The sequence below is a fragment of the Oleiphilus messinensis genome (assembly GCF_002162375.1).
GTDB lineage: Bacteria > Pseudomonadota > Gammaproteobacteria > Pseudomonadales > Oleiphilaceae > Oleiphilus > Oleiphilus messinensis.
In genome coordinates, this window is sequence record NZ_CP021425.1 from 4470720 (window position 1) to 4490217 (window position 19498).

The 19498-nt window shown below is 48.1% G+C and carries 17 protein-coding genes; 3 read left to right on the forward strand and 14 right to left on the reverse strand.

Going from position 1 to position 19498, the window contains the following annotated elements:
- Positions 1-318: 318 nt before the first annotated feature.
- Positions 319-1068: a DUF4214 domain-containing protein gene (locus tag OLMES_RS19405; RefSeq protein ID WP_269767764.1), complete on the reverse strand. Its 750-nt coding sequence runs from the start codon at positions 1066-1068 to the stop codon at positions 319-321.
- A gap of 346 nt (positions 1069-1414) precedes the next feature.
- Between OLMES_RS19405 and OLMES_RS19410 the strand changes: the two genes are divergently transcribed.
- On the forward strand, positions 1415-3154 hold the full coding sequence (locus tag OLMES_RS19410; RefSeq protein WP_087462789.1) for an autotransporter outer membrane beta-barrel domain-containing protein: 1740 nt from the start codon (positions 1415-1417) through the stop codon (positions 3152-3154).
- A 135-nt stretch (positions 3155-3289) separates the two neighbouring features.
- On the opposite strand, the gene OLMES_RS19415 is transcribed toward OLMES_RS19410, so the two are convergent.
- From OLMES_RS19415 to OLMES_RS19435, 5 genes are all read right to left on the reverse strand, one after another.
- On the reverse strand, positions 3290-4168 hold the full coding sequence (locus tag OLMES_RS19415) for a dienelactone hydrolase family protein (RefSeq protein ID WP_157678401.1): 879 nt from the start codon (positions 4166-4168) through the stop codon (positions 3290-3292).
- 221 nt (positions 4169-4389) lie between these two features.
- Positions 4390-5724, reverse strand: coding sequence for a mechanosensitive ion channel family protein (locus OLMES_RS19420; protein WP_087462791.1), 1335 nt, complete (start codon positions 5722-5724; stop codon positions 4390-4392).
- A 110-nt stretch (positions 5725-5834) separates the two neighbouring features.
- Complete coding sequence (locus OLMES_RS19425) at positions 5835-6971, reverse strand: RimK-like ATPgrasp N-terminal domain-containing protein (RefSeq protein ID WP_198343040.1); 1137 nt, start codon at positions 6969-6971, stop codon at positions 5835-5837.
- A 19-nt stretch (positions 6972-6990) separates the two neighbouring features.
- Complete coding sequence (locus OLMES_RS19430) at positions 6991-8283, reverse strand: IS4 family transposase (RefSeq protein ID WP_087459477.1); 1293 nt, start codon at positions 8281-8283, stop codon at positions 6991-6993.
- A 108-nt stretch (positions 8284-8391) separates the two neighbouring features.
- Entirely contained in the window at positions 8392-8736 is a 345-nt protein-coding gene (locus OLMES_RS19435) for a RimK-like ATPgrasp N-terminal domain-containing protein (RefSeq protein ID WP_087462793.1), read from the reverse strand.
- 208 nt (positions 8737-8944) lie between these two features.
- Here OLMES_RS19435 and OLMES_RS19440 point away from each other — a divergent pair, with 208 nt between their 5' ends.
- Entirely contained in the window at positions 8945-10012 is a 1068-nt protein-coding gene (locus tag OLMES_RS19440) for a GNAT family N-acetyltransferase/peptidase C39 family protein (RefSeq protein WP_198343041.1), read from the forward strand.
- On the opposite strand, the gene OLMES_RS19445 is transcribed toward OLMES_RS19440, so the two are convergent.
- Entirely contained in the window at positions 10005-11204 is a 1200-nt protein-coding gene (locus OLMES_RS19445) for an MBL fold metallo-hydrolase (RefSeq protein ID WP_232465151.1), read from the reverse strand. The two genes, OLMES_RS19440 and OLMES_RS19445, sit on opposite strands and share 8 nt — an antisense overlap.
- 200 nt (positions 11205-11404) lie before the next feature.
- Between OLMES_RS19445 and OLMES_RS19450 the strand changes: the two genes are divergently transcribed.
- On the forward strand, positions 11405-12019 hold the full coding sequence (locus OLMES_RS19450; protein WP_087462795.1) for a TetR/AcrR family transcriptional regulator: 615 nt from the start codon (positions 11405-11407) through the stop codon (positions 12017-12019).
- 19 nt (positions 12020-12038) lie between these two features.
- Here OLMES_RS19450 and OLMES_RS19455 read toward each other — a convergent pair whose 3' ends face one another.
- The 7 genes from OLMES_RS19455 to OLMES_RS19485 form a co-directional block, all read right to left on the reverse strand.
- Positions 12039-12281 (reverse strand): phage regulatory CII family protein, encoded by a 243-nt coding sequence (locus OLMES_RS19455; protein WP_087462796.1) that lies wholly within the window; start codon positions 12279-12281, stop codon positions 12039-12041.
- 60 nt (positions 12282-12341) lie between these two features.
- Positions 12342-13775, reverse strand: coding sequence for a TonB family protein (locus OLMES_RS19460; RefSeq protein WP_087462797.1), 1434 nt, complete (start codon positions 13773-13775; stop codon positions 12342-12344).
- 96 nt (positions 13776-13871) lie between these two features.
- Positions 13872-14207 (reverse strand): rhodanese-like domain-containing protein, encoded by a 336-nt coding sequence (locus tag OLMES_RS19465; RefSeq protein WP_198343042.1) that lies wholly within the window; start codon positions 14205-14207, stop codon positions 13872-13874.
- 54 nt (positions 14208-14261) lie between these two features.
- The gene (locus OLMES_RS19470) at positions 14262-16010 is read right to left on the reverse strand and encodes a right-handed parallel beta-helix repeat-containing protein (protein ID WP_087462798.1); all 1749 of its coding nucleotides are present in this window, start codon (positions 16008-16010) and stop codon (positions 14262-14264) included.
- A gap of 26 nt (positions 16011-16036) precedes the next feature.
- Positions 16037-18367, reverse strand: coding sequence for an FHA domain-containing protein (locus OLMES_RS19475; protein WP_087462799.1), 2331 nt, complete (start codon positions 18365-18367; stop codon positions 16037-16039).
- Between the two features lie 166 nt (positions 18368-18533).
- Positions 18534-18971, reverse strand: a complete 438-nt coding sequence (locus OLMES_RS19480; RefSeq protein ID WP_087462800.1) for a hypothetical protein — start codon at positions 18969-18971, stop codon at positions 18534-18536.
- Between the two features lie 174 nt (positions 18972-19145).
- The gene (locus OLMES_RS19485) at positions 19146-19394 is read right to left on the reverse strand and encodes a hypothetical protein (RefSeq protein ID WP_087462801.1); all 249 of its coding nucleotides are present in this window, start codon (positions 19392-19394) and stop codon (positions 19146-19148) included.
- Positions 19395-19498 lie beyond the last annotated feature (104 nt).

A 19498-nucleotide genomic window follows, 5' to 3' on the forward strand; every position in this document is an offset into this window, starting at 1 on the left:
ACTTGCTCATAATTAAATGCCGGTGAAGATAGCTCCCCCTCGGACCGTTGTCTTGCAAGCAAACATGCTGTGGGGGAGTTCTATTTGACACGAACATGTAAAAAACCGGCCCCATTACAGGAATTACAGTCACGCTACTAACCGCAAACTTGATCAAAAGATGCTCATCACTTCGCCAAATCTTGACCAACAAAAAAAGAGAGATCACACCGGACAAGATAACGGCGATTATGTACATATCCATCGATACACCCAACCCACATACACCAAGCTCATAGAAACCAGATGAACAAAGCTAAAACTTGACACTATCGATAATTAAACCAGACCAATCTCTGCACCAGGGCACTCGACAGTTGTATCGTCAGTACCAATCAGGCTGATGGACACTCGGTTATCACTGCTAAAACAGTCCGTTATGATATCTGCGCTATTAATATCGAAATCGAAGTCAATATCCACATCAATATCACCGTGATCTATGGGGATGTTGACGATTGAACCGAGTAAGCTGAAGACTTGTTTAACGATGGACTCGACTTGGGCTTCGGTGGCGTCGACCTGGCTGAGCAGATCTTTTGCCGAGTTGATGAGTTCTTCAGATTGATAGGGCACGTTGTTTATCGCGATCATGCCCGTAAATGCTTTTGCGACGGTTAATTTATTGTCGATGATGATCTCGTCTTCGCCGGTGGAACCGTTGAGAACATCGATGGCGATGGAACTTAGTGACTGTGCACCTTCATCGAGGAGTTGGGTATAGAACTTCAAACCGCCTTCATCTGGATCGCGATTGAACAATTGCTGATAGATCCCGGTAATAAGCGCTTCATTGTTCAGGTCACCATAGCGTTCGGTATACTCCACAGAGTCACCAAATGCATCAATCAATGCTTCAATATTGCCATCGACATTTTCCAGTTCCTGCGCCCAAAATTCGAGCCCTTCCGCGTCTGCGGGCCGCCCATAATAAGCGATGTACATTAACTGAACGGTATCAGCGTGATTCATGTTGTAAACCTCCTGATTGTTGTAATTGAACGAGTCCTGAACATAGTTTGAAGCGATACTTTAACGAGCATTAGAGAAAGTCACAACAGCCCGGGGGAAGGGAGACGAAAAGATGATTACAATTTCACACTAGAACACAAACAAAAAGCTACAAAAATAATTTACAAATAAATACCTGCTATTTCGTCAGTTTGATCCTCACAACGATTTTCGATTATGACTCGAATCCATTGTTTTTAATCACTATTGAATTCAGTACCGAGGTTTCCCGCGCAACTTGCGATCCGTATTTTGGAATCGATCACGATTTAAAACACAAAACATAACCGGCACAGCTGTCCTATACTGCGACTTGGTCATCTTTTAAACGACCCCACCAAAAACAATTGAAGAGGAACATTTCATGACGTCGTCAACATGGAGTACGCAAGCTGAAACCGGAGAATGGAACACACCATCTAACTGGGAAAACAACACTGTCCCTACGGATACAGCAACCTTTTCCAACTCGACTCAAACCACAATCGTATTTGATGCACAAGGCGCAGCAACAGTCGACGCTATTGATTTCGGGACACAAGCCTCGTCTTACACCTTTATGTTTAATGCATCCAGTGGCACGCCAGCGTTAACCATTGAAGGCAGCGGCGTAAGCAATAGTGCCCAATGCAAACAGCAATTTATCGTTGCGTCCACCAGCACCGGGTATACCGATGCTCAGCTCCAGTTCACAAATTCAGCCAATGCCGGTGGCACTAACCTGCACTACACAGCAGGACCAACGGATACTCAAGGTTACGGTGGGGGTGTAATCAGCTTCTGCAATACATCCAGTGCAGGTAGCGCTAACTTTGAGGCCTGGACAGGTGCCGGTATTCCACCGGAAAATGGTAGCACCGTGGGTGGAGAAATTGCATTCTGTGATTCATCAACAGCGGCGACCGCTACGTTTACGATATACGGCTCTCTGGGTACCGATGGCGATACCTTTGGCAATGTTGTGTTCCACAATTCCTCTACCGCTGCCCACGCGACATTCACCAATGTTGGTGGCACGGTTTCCGGTGGCGATGGCGGCAATACGCAGTTTTACGGTACTTCCACCGCTGCATTTGGTGTGTACTATAACAAAGGCGCTACTCACGACAGCGCTAACGGCGGTGATGTTGCTTTCGATAGCAACGCGACAGGTGGCCAAGGCCAATTCCATAACTACCCTGCAGCGGTTACCGGTGGTTATGGCGGGGTGACCAGCTTCAATAACAATCCACCGAATATGGATACCCTGGGTGCATCTGCCGGACAGGGTTTTTATTACAACTACGGTGCCCAGACTGCCGATCAGGGTGGCGGTGGTCACACGGAATTCAGCGCTAAACATGGCTCCCCGACAGCGGAAAATGGCAGCTTCGTAAACTACGGTTGTGGCGCTAAACTGGACAGCCACTCCAGCGCCGGTCATACCATTTTTTCAATCAACTTGCCGACCATTTATCGCCCAACAGCGGGTAACGGATTATTCTGGAACCATCCTGGACTGGTTGAGGGTGCACCAGCGGGTTACACCGAATTCTCGGTTTATGGCGATGGGACACCGGGTAGCAATATTCCTACTGCGGAGAATGGAACCTTCATCAATCTAGGTGCAAACAGCCAGTATGCGACCGGCGGCTATACGACATTCTCTGGGTCAACAACAGCAGGAAGCGCCCAGTTGATCGCATTAGGGGGCACCAACGAAGGCAATGGTGGCAGAATCAATTTTTATGATAATGCCCAGGGTGAGAGCGCAACCGTTCAGCTCTATGGCAATGGTACATTGAACATCAGTGACCACACCGGTGGTCTGCAGATAAGTTCACTGGAAGCAACGGGGGGCACCATTGAAATTCAGCTGGGTACGACAACCACTGATCTCACGCTCACCGGTGACTTGATCTTGAAGTCTTCGTCTTCCCTGGACTTTTATTTCTGGAAAAAAGACAACGGCGGATTTGAACCCAATACCGCGTATACCGTGCTCACCGCAGCAAACCTCTCACAGTTCAGCGCAAGTAACTTTACCGGGAACAGTGTTGATGGTCTGGAACCTACGTTTACAGTCAGCGGCAATACTCTGACCGTGTCGTTCAATCAGAACTGAAAACGGTATAAACTGGATTGACCCTGACCTGACCGGCATCAATCCAGTATCTCTGGCGGTGTGAATGGATTTCACGACCAGCACATCGCCAGTGATTATGGTTTACAGTTAATCAGCAACGTCTACACCCGAAAATTACTGAAGGTTAGTGTCAAAAAATTTGATTACCGAATGTCTAGCCTTCTTCGCTTTGTTTCGATTCGGCTTGATCACGACCTCACCACCGGCTCCCTCATGGGAATAAGGGTCTTCAACCACCAGCATGGGCTCGAGTCGATCAAACGCATGATAAGCATTGCCGTACATCTTCACGTCAATGTGGGTTTGATATTCAGCAGGCAGTGAAGCCTTTAGATTATCGCAGGTTTCCGGCCCATCATAATCGTCCAGTTTACCACTCTGGATCAACACTGGTGCTCCCGTCAGGGCCATAAACTCGTAGCCCGGGACCAGGTTGTAACTCCAGCAAACGGGATAGTGGGCGACATGCGCTGCAAAAGAAAGACCGTCTTGAGCAAGGGCGTCTTGATACGGCTCGGTTGCAGTCAGCATTGACACCACACCGCCCCAGGAAAACCCGAGAATTCCAATCTGCTCCGCTTCAATAAACGGTAGCTCCGACAAATATTTCAAGGCACCAAATGCATCACCAAGGGTTTCCGGCACACCACTTGGGCGGCCCTTGACTGGCCCCACCCAGCCACGCGTACTCCAGAGATCCAATTCGAGCGTCACATAACCTTTTTTATTGAGTTGCTCAATGTAAAAAGCCCCTCTGGAATCAATACCCGCCGAACCATGAACCACTACAACCGCTGGCAATGGGTGATCACCTACGCTTTCAGAATTCTCGATGACAGGGACACGCAATTCGGCCGAAACCATACGGGGGTCAGCCATATCCGTCGACGCAAAAGTAACATAGGAAACCGTAGGCCAGTTTTTAAGGCCATGAGCAGAAACACAAGTCGATAGAGTGAGGGTGGCGAGAGCCACTACAGGTAACTTTTTCATAACTGTCCTTATGATGAAAAGTACAACATTTTGAGAGAGGCCACGTTCTTTTCCGTAAGCAGTTTGAAGCATTCCTCGCTTCATACCGACGCCTGAACGAAACCCGGGGTGGAGGATTATATAGAGCCAAAGAAAAATTGCTAATAGAAATCAGGTAAAGACTGAAAAAGTTATCTTAACTGCGGTTCAGTGGGCAAAACGCCGACGATACTATTTTAGGCTTATCCAGATGAGTCCGCTTTATCGAAATTCGCTTGCTCCGGATTTAAAATGCGCACTTCCCGTTGCGGGAATGGAATCTCGATCCCATTTTCCTGAAGGGTTTCCAGAATAATCAAGAGCAAATCCCCCCCAACACGGTTGCGCCCGTCATCGATGCCCTCCATCCAGAACTCAACAAACATATTGATTCCGGAATCGCCAAAACTATCAATCTCACAATCCGGGCGCTCTTCAAACGGGATATGATCACCACTGATCACTTGCGGATGCGTTGCGACTGCAGCTTTGACGAGCTCCACCATTTCCCGGACGTTGGTTCGATAGGCGACTGAAAAATCGACCCGGTAACGTTGCTTGGTGTTTTTGTGGGTCCAGTTGGTAAACGTGCTCGTGATGAATTTTTCATTCGGTACAACAATATCTTTGCCGTCGAAGGTTTCCAGCGTTGTTGAACGCATGTTTAGCTCTGTCACCACTCCGACCGAGCCATCCTCCAGCTGAATATAGTCCCCCACAGACAGAGAGCGGTCCAGCAGTATGATGATCCCGGAAATAAAGTTGGATGCTATGGCCTGAAGCCCAAAACCCAAGCCAACCCCGAGCGCGCCACCAAAAACCGCAAGCGCCGTAAGGTTGATACCCATCACCTGAAGAATCAGCAAGAAGATCAAAATAAACAGGGATATCTCGAACAGTTTGGCCAAAACCTCTCGCGTTCGCAAATCCAGTGCTTCCTGCCTGCGGATGATCACCTGTCCGGTACTGTTTGATATGCGCCCCAACCAAAACAAGAGAGAACCAAAAATGACAAGTCGCGTTAAACCATAACCTGAGACACGAATATTGCCAATTTCAATGGCAATGGAATCAAGAACACGGGTAATGTCATCCAGAACACCGATCAAATGTAAAAACAGGATCGGTGTGCCGACCCAACGAAATAGCGTGGCGACAAACGTATTAGTGATGCATGCGTTAACAAATGAATTGAACAGCAACACCATGGCAATAACAAACGCGATTTTCATCACCCAGCCTTCGTCTAACAAAGCCTGACTGATTTCAATAGAGAGCCGCAATAACATGATCGCGAAAATAGGAAAAAGAAGCTGCCCGCTTCGAAAGGCAATATTTCGAAGCGGGTATTGAGCAGGCGTTACAGGGGGGGCACTGAAGATACTGACATGCTTTTTAACTTTACCCGCCAAAGCGAAGGCAACGACATAGACCAGGACGATTACCCCGATTTCGCTGTACGTTTCAATTCGGGTAATACTGGCCAGAACCTGGTCGACTTGCTCTGAATATGCTGAAAGCAATTCGCTATTGCTCATCCCGCCCCCTGATATGGGTTACTGATACGTTGATATTCATTAAGAATCGCACATCGCGTTCAAAATTCAATCAAACTGAATCAAAAAGCACAGAGGGCAGAAGCTTTAAGTCAGGCTCGGTTTGCTTCAATTCGATCAATAAAAGCCTGCATGATCAGGCTATACAACTCATTGCCCAGGTAACGATCTTCCACACCGGAATCAATACTTGGGTTGTCATTCACTTCAATCACATAGCCCTTGCCTTTTGACTCTTTAACATCAACCCCGTAAAAGCCGTTCCCGATCGGCTTGGCTGCTTTTAGGGCTGCCTGAATTATTGCCGGAGGTACTTCGAAGGTTGGCATGGTTTCAAACCCGCCACTTGCTGTTCGCTGGTTATTGGAATGCCGGTAAATTTGCCAGTGATTCTTCACCATATAATACCTGCAGGCATACAGTGGTTTGTTATTTAAAATTCCAATACGCCAGTCGAAGTCGGTATAAAGGTATTCTTGAGCCAGCAACAGGCTGGACTGCTCAAACAATGCGTCCGCCTGGGCTTTCAAGCTCGCTTCATCAGCCACCTTTACCACCCCTCTGGAGAAAGACCCGTCCGGAATTTTAAGTACCAAGGGGAATCCCAGACTTTCTGCGGCATTTTGCAACTGCTCTCCCTGACCATTTTGCAAAATCAGGGTTCTAGGCGTGGGTACATTGTGGGTTTCGAAAAGTTTCGCCAGATAAATTTTGTTCGTACAGCGTAGAATCGACGCCGGATCATCAATGACCACAAGACCTTCATTTTCTGCTTTCTTGGCAAAACGGTAAGTGTGGTGGTCTATGGCTGTAGTTTCCCGGATAAAGAGCGCATCGAACTCGGGTAGACGCATGAAATCATCCGGTGCAATCAACTCCACATTGACGCCCAGTGTTTTACCCGCTGTGACGAATTTCTTTAAGGCCGACTTATTACTGGGCGGCAGTGTTTCAGCCTCATTGACCAATATGGCCAAATCGTACCGAGCTGCTTTCTGACGCTTGGGCGCACGCCATACCTTACGACTGAAATAATCCAGCGCTTCAGCAAACGCAGTCTGCTCTTCATCCGACAGGTCACTGGGGTTGACCGCAGCAATGTGAACGATTTCCCAGCGTTGGGTATATCGAAATGTAAACGACAAAACCGGACACGGGAAACGCTCAAACAGCAGTCGAGCGAGCGGCTGAAATGACTCTTCGGAAACCGAACCAAAATAGGACTTCATAGGTAGAACATTAAGCCACCTAACAGAGCTGTAGACCCAAACTGAATTTACCCGAATCACAGTCTCTTTTGGGGTGAGCACGTCCAGCATAACGCCCAAGAAAGTTAATCAATTTGCGCGCATTGAGCTTAGTTGCTTTTCGGTCAACGCGCATGATGCCGAGCATCGTATCGCAAAAAGTCACTGTGCAGCACATCGCAGCTTTTCGAGTGGATAGCACTTTGCCGAGTATGCGTTGTGCGCTGTGGCAAATAAAACGCTTCATGAGTGCCGCCGTAATCGCCGCCCAGATTAGCCCGGTTGCTATTGATTCCTTGCCGGTATCAAAGCACCGTAGATTGGCATAGGATTTCCACTCTTTGAATAACAACTCGATTTGCCAGCGAAGCCGGTAAGCCTCACTCACCTCGTCCAGAGAAAACTGCTCTTGAGGAAGGTTGGTTATCAGCCAGGAGAATTTCTTTTCCCGCTTGATCCAACAAGCAACCAATCTTGCGGTGATTGTGTGCTTTCCTTTTTTCCAGGAAACAATTAATTCCGTACGTTGTCGCTTGAACAGCTTGCCTTGCACTGTTTTCAGCGGCTTTCCCTTCACGTGCTTCAGCATTTTTCCATCTTCTCGATAAGCAGCCTCGACGACTGGATTAATGTTGTTCTTACACCGCGCGATATAAAACCCTCCAGTATCCTGCAAGTTCTGAAACCACTCCAGATCGAAGTACCCCCGGTCAAGCAGCAACAAACACCCGGATAGCGTTTGGGGCTCAGGGAGGTAGTCCCGCTCGCTGGCGGTATCGGGGGTCAACGAGATAGAACAGGGCTGATCTGCTAGAAGATCCATGGTCACTTGAAGTTCAACAGCGGCAGGGCTGATGGTTTTGAAACGACCAGGAAACGATTTCTTCAACGAGTCCTTCACAGCAAACGAGCTGCCATCCTGAATCAGAATCTGTTTGAACTGATGAAAAGAGTGGCCTTCTGGAAAAGCCAGAGAGGGTTGCAACCAATCTGTGAGGAGTGATGACAGTACTTCGCGCATAAACTCAGGAAACTCGGGCTTCGAAAATTGATTGTGAAAGGCCCGATAAGAGATATTGCTCTCCGACCACTCGCAGTACCGCCGCTGAATGTCTGCCACACTTTCTATGGTGCTCGAGGCCATCACTGCAACCAGGCATGTGACTAGATTAAAAGGCGTAATTCGTCTCTGCCGCACACAGAAATCTTCTTGTTTAGCGATTTCAGTAATTTTTTCTGGGTTGAGGGAATGGGTGAGTTTTTCAAGAAATGTGGTAAATTTACGCTGATTCATTCTGCTTTAGGGTCGGTAGTGTGTTTGACGACTAACAATCTACCTTATTGCAGGATGAATCCATATTAATATCATCAAGTTACCCTGCTTTTTTGCTTAATGTTCTACCTATGAATAGGACTTAATGCTGATTTCTTCTTTAGCGTCTCTGGATTTCAACAGCTTGTCCAGCGCAGGAGAAAGTTTGCTCAACTGAATTTGTGCCAGCACCGGATGGCTCAAGTCACTTAGTACCCGTATTGACGGTATAACATGATGCTCACGAGCTTCCGCCAACAATGAACAATAGTATCCGGGTTGCAGATAACTGTAATTTTCGCACAGATTAATAACCCGAACCCGCTGCTTCCCAGGCTCAAGCGAAAGGTACTGCTCAAAGGTGATAACCCGGTCACTGGGGTAGTATGGTGCCCAGTCAGACGGGCGATCGACAACAATATAGACTTGAGACATGGCACGAAAAGCTCATGGATGAAATTAAAGATGAAGATAATGTATAACCTCTATTTTTGCATTCTTTTTTTCATCTTGTGGTAACATAAATCGCTTGCCCCGCGGCAGGCTTTTTTTAACTGCCGGCCGAGCCTATCTCATGACCAAATCATCCTCTGTTACGCCCTCCGCACCTGCTCCCTCGCCAATAATAATCCGTGACGTTCAAATGAAAGATGTGCCCCAATTAACTCAATTGGAAGAACGGACCTTTGATTCTGACCGCTTGAGTCAGCGGCGCTTCAAACATTGGGTCAAAGCAGAGAACCGAATATTCATGGTCGTCCAGCAGGGCGAGTCACTTGTCGGTTATGGCCTGGTATTACTTAATCGGGGAACCCGCTTGGCCAGGCTTTATTCCATTGCCGTCGATCAGGCGACCAAGGGTCAGGGCGTAGGCAGACAGCTTCTAAATGCCCTTGAACATCAAGCGGTCAACGCAAAGCGGCTGTACATGCGCCTCGAAGTAGCGAGTAATAATCAACCCGCCATCCATTTGTATGAATCAAACGGATACATATTGTTTGGCTGCAAGCATGATTATTACGAAAACCACCAGGATGCATTGCGGATGCAAAAGCGTATCCGCTATCTTGCTGAAAATCATATCCAACGGGAAACCATTTGGTACAAGCAAACCACGGAGTTTACCTGCGGCCCGGCAGCACTGTTGATGGCACTATCCAGTTTGAAACCCAAGCTGGAACTGACCCAGGAACTGGAGCTGGATATCTGGCGTGAGGCTACGACCATCTTTATGACATCTGGACACGGGGGCTGCCATCCGATTGGTCTGGCACTTTCCGCGCAACAACTGGGCGCTCACCCTGAGGTGTTCATAAACCAGTCCGGCCCATTATTTGTAAATGGCGTCCGTTCCACTGCCAAGAAAGAGGTTATCGCTGTCGTTGACCGGCAGTTTCACGAAAAAGCACAGGTGAAGGGTGTGAACATCAACCATCAGGAGGTGACTCAGGAACAGATTGCCAACTGGCTCAGTCAGGGTTGTGCGATCATAATCCTGATCAGTACCTATCGAATCGATGGTAAAAAAGCACCACACTGGGTGACCATTTCAGGAATTGACGATCAATGCATCTACGTGCACGATCCTGACCCCCCCAGCGAAAAATACAGCAGTATTGATTGCCAGTATATTCCGATTGCGCGAGAGGATTTCGAGAAGATGTCTGCATTTGGAAGCGAAAAACTGAGAACCTGTGTGGTGATCAGGTAGAGCAGTTATCACCTGGCGTAAAGGCCCATTCAGTGGGGGGCTCACCCTGTCGCTCATGAATTGCGTTCTTTTCGGCGAGGGCTACTTGATTGTCACAGCGCACCGGGAAAGCCTCCGGCTCCAGCTCTCGCCACCAGGCATACTGCTGACGGGGTTGCCCCAGCGTGATGCCCTCACCAATTCTGGGTGTAAGCAATTGTTGGTTTAACTCCCGCGCCAGCTGGGTTACCCGCTCCAAAGGCTCATACCAGGCATGCAATGCCAGATCAAACGTACTGTTATGAATAGGTATCATCAATTTTCCCTTTAAATCCATATGGGCCTGAATACTGTGCTCAGGTTGCATATGCACGCCAGGCCAGTGCGCGTTGTAAGCGCCGGTTTCGATTAAGGTCAGATCGAACGGACCATAATTTTCACCGATCTGCTTGAATCCAGGAAAATAGCCACTGTCACCGCTAAAGAACAGTCTTTCCTTTTGTCCAATCAACACCCAGGAGGCCCAAAGCGTTTGGTTGCGATCAAACAAACCACGTCCGGAAAAATGCTGTGCGGGAGTCGCCACAATTTCAACCGTACCGGAGAATACGGACTGCCACCAATCCAGTTCTTCGATCTTATGCTCGGGAACACCCCATTCAATGAGGTAAGAAGCAACACCGATCGGCACATAGAATCGCTTTACCTTGGGGTGAAGTGCTTTAATTGTACCCTTATCCAGATGATCATAATGATCATGGGAGATCAAAACCCCTTCCAGTTCCGGAATACTCTCAAGCGCAACAGGAACGGGGTGAAAACGTTTGGGACCGGCCCACTGCACGGGCGATGCCCGCTCCGAAAAAACAGGATCAGTCAGCCAAAAGCCACCGTCCAGGCGAATGAGCACACTTGAGTGGCCAAGCCGGTAGATTTCTGTAGAGCTGCCAGCGTGCAAATCTTTTGCCTGAATTTGTGCCAGCGGGATGTTTACGGTTGGACGGGATACATCACTTTTTTCCAATAGATAGCTTTTCAAAATGGAACCGATCCCAGAATTGCTCTGCGTAGGCACCATGTTCTGGAACTCACCTTCCCGGTAGACCGATCCCTTAGCGCTCAATCGCTCTTTACGGTTGTGAATACTGTCAGAATACATGAGGCAAGCTCCCAAAATAAACAAAGGCAAAAAACCAACTAAAAAAAATTTCATTGACCTGATTTCCAATGCGTACGCTTTTAAACATAATTACACTGCACGGTGTAGTTTACATATTGATCAGAAAAAGTAAACTGATTAGTGTAATTTCTGACACAAAGGCAAGATTGTGGTTTTTCCGGTAAACTGAAAAGTGTAGTATTCCACGCCATCGATATTGAAGTGACTAATGCGGTATGACAAGCAAATGCGGTATGACGATTAAGAGAACATTGAGTGCGCAAAAGCGACTAGACATCCTGTCCGCAGCGATTAAGGCGTTCCAGGAAAATGGTTTTCAAGCCACGAGCATGGATCAGATTGCACTCAAAGCGGGTGTCTCAAAGCGCACCGTTTACAATCACTTCAATAGCAAAGAAGCGCTGTTCACCGAGATTACAGATAAACACTGGCAACAAACCCTCAGTGCGACAGCGTATCACTACCAATCAGATCGCCCATTGCGGGAACAGTTAGTGGAGATCGCGAAACAAGAATTGAGTTTGTTCGAATCAGAAAACTATATTGGTCTGGCCCGAATGATTATCTCGGAATACATCCACTCACCCGAGCTTGCCAAAGAGGCGATGCTTAAAATTAGCAGCACGGAAGGCGGGCTACGCTGTTGGCTTCAGGCAGCCATTGACGACCAACGGCTGAAAGAAGTTGATACCACATTTGCTACGCATCAGTTCCTGAATTTGCTCAAAGCTTTTGCATTCTGGCCACAAGTGATTGGCCATTCACCAAAGCCCGGCAGACAAGAAGCTGAAGAGGTAATCACTTCAGCCGTAGACATGTTTTTAGGTTATTACGATGCTCGCGCCTGAGCATCGTACCTTACCGGTCTCAAATATCGTATTTGGCACAAAATTCATCAATTTCTGTGCGCACCGAATCACTCAACCGATCTCTATCCACTCTCGAAAAAATTCCTCTTAGTGCCTTTTTCTCTTCCTCATCGACCACACCATCTTCCAATGCCAATCGCTCGAGCATGTGGAGTTCGCCCTCATCAATGGTGTCATCATTGGCAAAAACCACAAGAAATGAATAGTTTACAATCTCTTTTGCATTAGAATGCTTTTCCAACAGATATTCTCCAAATCAAACAGCGCTGCCCGTAAAAAAACAGCAATGTAATCCTACATATTATCGATCCGGCTTGAAGTCGCGTTCGACGGTAAGGGTGACTTCCTCATCTTTTACCCAAGCTGGAAAGTCTTCGAACTCACCGACTCGCTCTACAGCGACTACCACAGCCTCGTTTAGAAGTTTATACCGTGTTTCTTCAATGAGTTGAACATTTTTCACTTCACCATGGGAGCTGATAGTCACTTCAGCAACGACTGTTCCCCGGTGGCGGTTTCGCTTGGACCATCGATGATAGACAATCTCGGATTCGATTTCCGATATCGCCTGATTTTTGTAATCTTCCCATTCCTGGCGTTGGTCATCCGATACCACTTCGGGCTTGGGTTTCAGTGATTCACTGGCTTTTTCTGCTTCTGCGGCCAGTCGCTGCAGGTGTTTTGCCTCAGCCCGGTCAGAGGCTTCTTGAGCTGCGGCTGCTGCCTGCAGTTTCTGTTCAGCCGCGCGCTTTTGTTCGGCCACCATCTGTTTTTCGGCCACCATCTGTTTTTCGGCCACCATCTGTTTTTCGGCCACCATCTGTTGCTCCGCCAGCTTCTGCTGCTCTGCTAACCGCTTTTGTTCCGCTAATTTTTTCTGCTGGGCCTGTTGTTCTGCCAACTTTTGTTTTTCAGCTAATTTCTGTTGTTCTGCCTTCTTTTTTTGCTCAGCTGCCAATTTTTGCTGTTCTATCAGTTTTTGCTGTTCTATCAGTTTTTGCTGTTCTATCAGTTTTTGCTGTTCAGCTAGTTTTTGCGCCTCAGCCTGCTGCTGGGCGATTTCAGCTGCCTTGGCTATTTCAGCAGCTTTGGCGATCTCGGCAGCTTTCGCGTTTTCTTCTGCTTGAGCATCGGCCAACCATTGGCTTACCAAGTCTTCGCGATCTGACTGTATTCGCAACTCACTGAACCGTTCTTGCAAGGCTTCGGTATCCGAGTTGGTAATCGATTCCTGTCCTAATATACCGGATTGAAATTCCCGGGAAGGTGGCGTGTTCCCCACCCATGCTCTCAAGATCGCATTGAATACGGTCTTACCGGGTTGCTGATAGAACTGCCCCCCATTCAATGATACGGTGGTGCCGAGATCCGGTTGATACGCTACAACAATTTCATCTCCCAGAGTAAGGTTGCTCTTGGGGAAATTAATAAAACCTGTCAAGTCGTCCGCCAGCGCCGGATTATCCTGAAGATTGTTGTTCATCGACAAATCCTGCAACCACAATTTCGCAAAGGTCCTCGGTTTCCAACGTTTGACGGTCACCCGAATCACCATTTTAACCGGCCTGTTGTCATTCAGGAGTTGATTTGGATCATGGATTGGCTCCGGGGTATAGAGCGCCGCGAGGTAAAATTCTTTGTGCAAATATTCGTAAGCAGATACCCCATTGAGATAGGGTTCTGCACGTAGGAAAGTGGCCATAAAACAGGCGATCAAGAAAAGTAGGCTTCGCATAATTGTCTAATTATTATTCGGACTTTTTAATAGTGTAGCTGGAAAAAAAATTTTTATTGTTATCTTTTGTGAGGGCAAAGCCGATAAAGAGTTGCGTTATTCTGCCAGATCCCTGAGTTTCCTGGCATCATCAATACTGCCGACATTTTCAACATCTTGATATCCGGCCTGAATCAAGGCATTTTTGGCCCGTTCTGCCCTGCCACCACTGCGGCAATACAGCTTGATTTCAGTATTTTTATCAGGCACCAGCGCTGGAAGTTCTTCAACGACATCTTGGTAGGAAATCCGAATATCACCTTCGATGTGATCAACTTTGTGTTCCAGATAGGTTCTAACGTCAACCCATACAACGTCTCCATAAGCCCAGGAGGTGCCCAGGCTGGCGATCAGTACGAGGGCAGCCTGAAAAGTTCGTAACATTATTTTCATTTTCGATCCCTTTGATTACGTGGTTAAATTTATTGACCAGTTAGGTATTCAACTTCAGGGTTGGCTCATCAATACCGGATCAACCTCAACGGCACCCACGGTGCGAACCAGCCCCGAGTCTGGGGTTCCCCACCAGTTTCCCGGCAATAACAAGGGTTGATTCCGATCAAGATTGCGAATATCCCAATCGCCATTGTTATAAAATCCATTGCCGCTTGCGCTCACCGTTGAACCTTGAAACATGCCGCCACCCGTCTGATTCCCGGCAATGTAATTACCGTAGAGAAAAACTTCGGAGTTACGGCAGGACAGCCCTGTTCTGTGACTGTGGCGAACTTGACTGTTCTTCAGGTTGACCTTGGAGTGCTGAACCACCACACCCCAATTATTGTGTTCCAAAATCAGATTGTTGCCATACAAACGGGATTCAACCACATTCAGGCCGATATCCGCATTACTGATCGCAACATAAGCGAGCTCCATTTGGCCTGAGGTCGCATTAATCGTAATACCTTTCCAACGGCGTCCTTCAGTCGACCTGAAGCGAATTGGATGAACCGCATTTCCTATCGCATTGATTCGCCCGTTGACAATCAAACCTGCACCATCAGACCAAATCAACGTTCCTGGCTCCAGATTTAAAGTCGCGTTTTTTGTGACAACCACGATCTGTGACAGCCGGTAGGGACTCGCCTCTGCCGTCAATGTAAGATCTGAGCGTATCACTGCGGGAATGGGGGTCGCCGCTCCCAAGGTAACCGGTTCCAGGATATCAATCCAGCGGGATGCCACTCCATCAGCAGACTCCAGATACCCAACCAGTTGCGCATCCAGGGCACGGTCTCCGGCAGCCACATGATATTCACCGATATACACCCCCGGCTCTTGTTCGGTCATCGGGATACGCTCCACCACCCCCGGGATTGACCAGTGAGCCGACATATCCGCCCGGCCCAGCATAACCACTTTCAATTGATTTCCGGGCACTAACAGACGACCACTTCCATTATGCAGAAAGGAGGTTATTTCCGGGGCCGAGGTAATGGCAGATTGTGGGTTAGGAATCCGGGACGTTAATTCCATGCTGAGTTTTGCCGCGACTTCCAGTTCGGATATGTCCTGATGACGCATATAGGTCGTGACAATTGCAGCGGCCAACGCGGTAGGGCTCAATGGCAAGTCCCCCTCGCGTTTGGTACTGTCCATTCGTTCCCGCCAGATATAGCGGCCCGTATCGCAGTGACGAAATTGCACCCCCAACTCAACCACTGTTTCTGAATACAGGACGGCATAGGCTTTTCCATACTGGTATACAGTCCCGGTGATGAAACCGTCCACATCAAGTTGCTTGCACAAAAGCGCCCAGGCCTGCTCGAATTCCGGTGAATCCTGAAATTCAGGATTCAATGCTCCCCCACTTCCACGCCCGTCCCCGAGCTCACTCCTCCCCGAAAATGCATTAGCCGAAAACAAGGACTCAAGCCTCAAATCCTTGAATGCTGCATCAACCAATGACAGCTCAACATCGAGATAATTAAGGGAACTAAAATAGTTATAAAAGATACGACGAACCTGTTCGTCGGCTTTCGGTGCGCTACTGGCGTTAGTGAAGGGAAGTATTGCAACCCGCCTGGGTAACGGTTGCGGCGCCACAATCAAAGGGTCAACAATTTCATCAACAGCTGCTTCATCATAGCTTGAAGTTGAACTGCAGCCTGACAGAACGGCGAGACACGCCAGGCAATGCATCAAAACTTTAACAGCCAGAAACGCACTAAAAAATCTATGATCCGGTGAGTTCATGTCGGTATTTCACCATGCTTGAATACTTACCAGGGTGTTTCAGTCTCCCCTTGGCGTTGTGCACTCTGCTCAGTGGCTCCTGTATTCGCCGATCCCGAATTTTCATCGAACAGATATTCCACAATCCAGTCCGATTCAACCCCGTCATCCGCCAACAATTTGCGAATCTTCTCTTTGTTGACTGAAGACTCGGTTGTTGACAATGTCACCTTGGCGCCAGCACGATTTTCCTTCAGAGAAGGCTCGGTTTTAACCGCGCCAGAATCACGGCCACACTGATTTAACTCGGCCAGACGTTGCTGTATGTATGGATTCTCGGGTTCGATGATTAAATAGCGGCGAAAATACGTTTCCGCTGTTTTACGATTTCCCAAACGGCATTTGTTGTCACCTTCCACTTGGTAAAAGGTTTTCATCTGATCAATTCTATTTAGCGCCTCAATGTTATCCGGGTCAAGTAACAGGACCTTCAAATAAAGCGCATAAGCATTGTTCTGAACCGGACTCAGAAAATATTTTTTTTGAAACCGGCGATCGGCTTCCGCCAGCAACGCATCGACTTCTTTCGCGATCTGCGCCTGCTTGACCGGGTCTGCCGCATTTGAATCAGTCTCCGGTAATTCAGGGACGCCCTGCTCCACTTTCTGAGATTGCAACCAAATCTCCCGAATTGCCTGTTGAGCTTTACCGTAATATTCCGAGCCAGAATCAATTGCCAGATACTCGGATAATGCCAGTTTAAGTTCATCTTTGCGCTCATGACTCAATGCAAGTAAAAAGCGCAGCTGGTTCAGTTTTTCCCAAACACTGGACACCTGAGACTCCGCACCATATTGCCTCAGAAAGTAGGCCACTGACTTTTTCGCCTGCTCGAGCGCGCCTCGCTGGATCTCATCATCCACCATTTTATTAATGGCTGACGCCATCAGAGCGCTCACACGGGAACGCTGGCCTGGTTCAAGATTCTCTCGATAGAGTGATTTCAATAACTGCAAGCCAATAATAAAATCAGCATCATCGATCCGGCTTTCCGCCGCTTCTATTTGTCGATTAATCTGATACGGCGTCCAAACCTGTTGATACAATAACCAGCTCAGAATGCCAATTGCAAGCAGCCCTGCCAGCGAGGCAAAAAAGTACATCGACTTGTTTTTCGACGGGCGCTGATCTTCGCTCCGCTCGGACAAAAACGTCAGTAACGTGTCCCCGATCTGAAGCGTATCACCGCTGTATATTCGTTCTACTGTTTTCGCTTTATGACCATTAATCAGGAGTGAGTTTTTTGACAGCGTGGTAACAATATGAACGTTCTCTTCTTCTTCCACGACGGCATGAGAGCGAGACACCGCGCTATCTCCCGTCACAACAATTTGACAACCACTGTCCCGACCAATGAAATTTCTTCCTTCAGCGAGACTATGCGTAGTACTGCCGCCACTTTTATTCTGACAAACAAGACGAGGGCCCATTTTTTTGGCCACGACTCGAGGCTGTACCTCAGTCTGATAAAAACGTTCCTGCGGATCTGGTGGCGGCACCTGTCCCGCTTCTGAGCGGGTTATCTGGGTCATTACTTGAGAATCATCTAACGATAAACGAGCGTCGTCTAATACCGAACGAGAACTATCTAACGCAGACCGAGGGCCATCTAACGCAGAATGTGAGCCATCCGGGGCCGTTTTCACGGCGCGTTTTTGATCAAGAGGATTGAAGGATTTGAACGCGAAGGCAGCAATTGACAATTCAATGCGGTCGTTGTTATAGAGTTTAACCTCATCCACCAGATCCCCGTTTACCAGAACAGCCTGGTGCTCGGTATGACGAATCAGGTAGTAACCACTTACCCGTTTCTGAATAACAGCATGCTTGCGTGAGATCCGTTTATCTGCCAGGACGATGTCGCAGTCCTCTGCTCTGCCGATCACAAACTCGGTCGTATCCAGGGCATAGGTTTTACCTTGCTCTTCCCCGGACAACTCAAGCAGTATGGCAGGCACGTCTCCAGCGATCGTTTTATCGAAATGTTTGTTCGCGGAGGTGACGAGTGTTTCTTCGGCAGGCAGATCCTCTTCGTCGATCACTTCAAAGGCAAAGCGTTTGAAACCAAACATCAACGTATCATTTGGTGCCAGGACATGCTCTTTCACATGTTCACCATTAACCAACATGGGCCCACGACCGATGCTGGTGAGCATACATTCCCCGAACGCCAGGGTCAGCTCTGCCTGATATCGGGACACAGTCGGGTCTTCTACAACAACATCGTTGTCCTTGGCTCGGCCAATACGATTCGTTTCTTTAGCGAGGTCAAAAGAGATCGATGGGTTATTGAGTGCGTAAAGTCTGTATTTTGGCATGCCCAGTGGACTGTTCTAACTCTGATGCAGATACTACAAACATAGCCTAAATAGCTGTTTTATACGACAAATAAGTTCAATTCGATGAAAATAAATTCCGCTTTCGAACATTGGTCTTACCAGCCGACATATCAATCTACGCCTTTTATACACGGCTCCTAGCTTGCTATTCGCTTCCTGCCGCGGCCAAACGCTCCAACACCGAAATCGAGTTCAAATACGTCTCTCTGGCCTGTTGGGTATAGCCATCGGTGCCGGAAGACAACTTCAATGTGGTCCGCATATCCGCCAGTAAATCCCGCTCTCCAACAGCGTTTTCGTTCATGGAAAACGGGGCACCAATCGCCATCATTTCGGATGAGCTGATAAACCCACCCTCGAACAAATCCCGCGACAATCTTTGAGCACCTTCCTGAGACAGGCTGTGGACGTCATAATTTCCGGCAATTTCTTTCCACCTAGCCTCCGCTTGCCGACCTGTCTCGCTAAGTGAAACGGTATCTGAGGCACGGTTTTCTGCAGAGCGAATCGACTCGGAGTCGCTTTGCTTGCTGGTATAAGCGCTGTAGAGCTGGCTAAGCGCATTCGCCGAATTAATAATCATTGCCGGGTTCCTAACATAAAGGGCTTTCATACAGCCTGATTCTTTAAAAATGCAAATCAGCTGAATGCAACACCCACGCCAGATTACTTCATTCCGCAGACTCGGTGGCAGGGCCAGTCAGGAAGGGGGATTTCGGGGCCAAGCTTCTGATCCGGTTTTTAAAGCCGGAGGAATTCACTTTTTCGGCAATGGCACACGTAGCATCGGGGTTCGGTGCATTTTCATCACGCGAAATTCGGGCTGCTGCTCAACAAAACGATAAACTTCCCGTTGCATGCCTAACGCAATATCGACCCGTCCTTTAAGCAACATTGAAAACAATTGATCATAAGTTCGATGATTGCCAATAATCGGTACACCCACGATAAACTCTTTCAGAACCGCATCGACATCGTCGCATGGCGCATTACTATTCCTGTTCAAGAGACCCAGGGCACACTTTTAAAAAACTGCCTTGCCCATTGTGCCAATTCGAAACTCTTGTGCTATGGTTTTATTCATTACAAGTAAAATCGCAGAAAATCCGT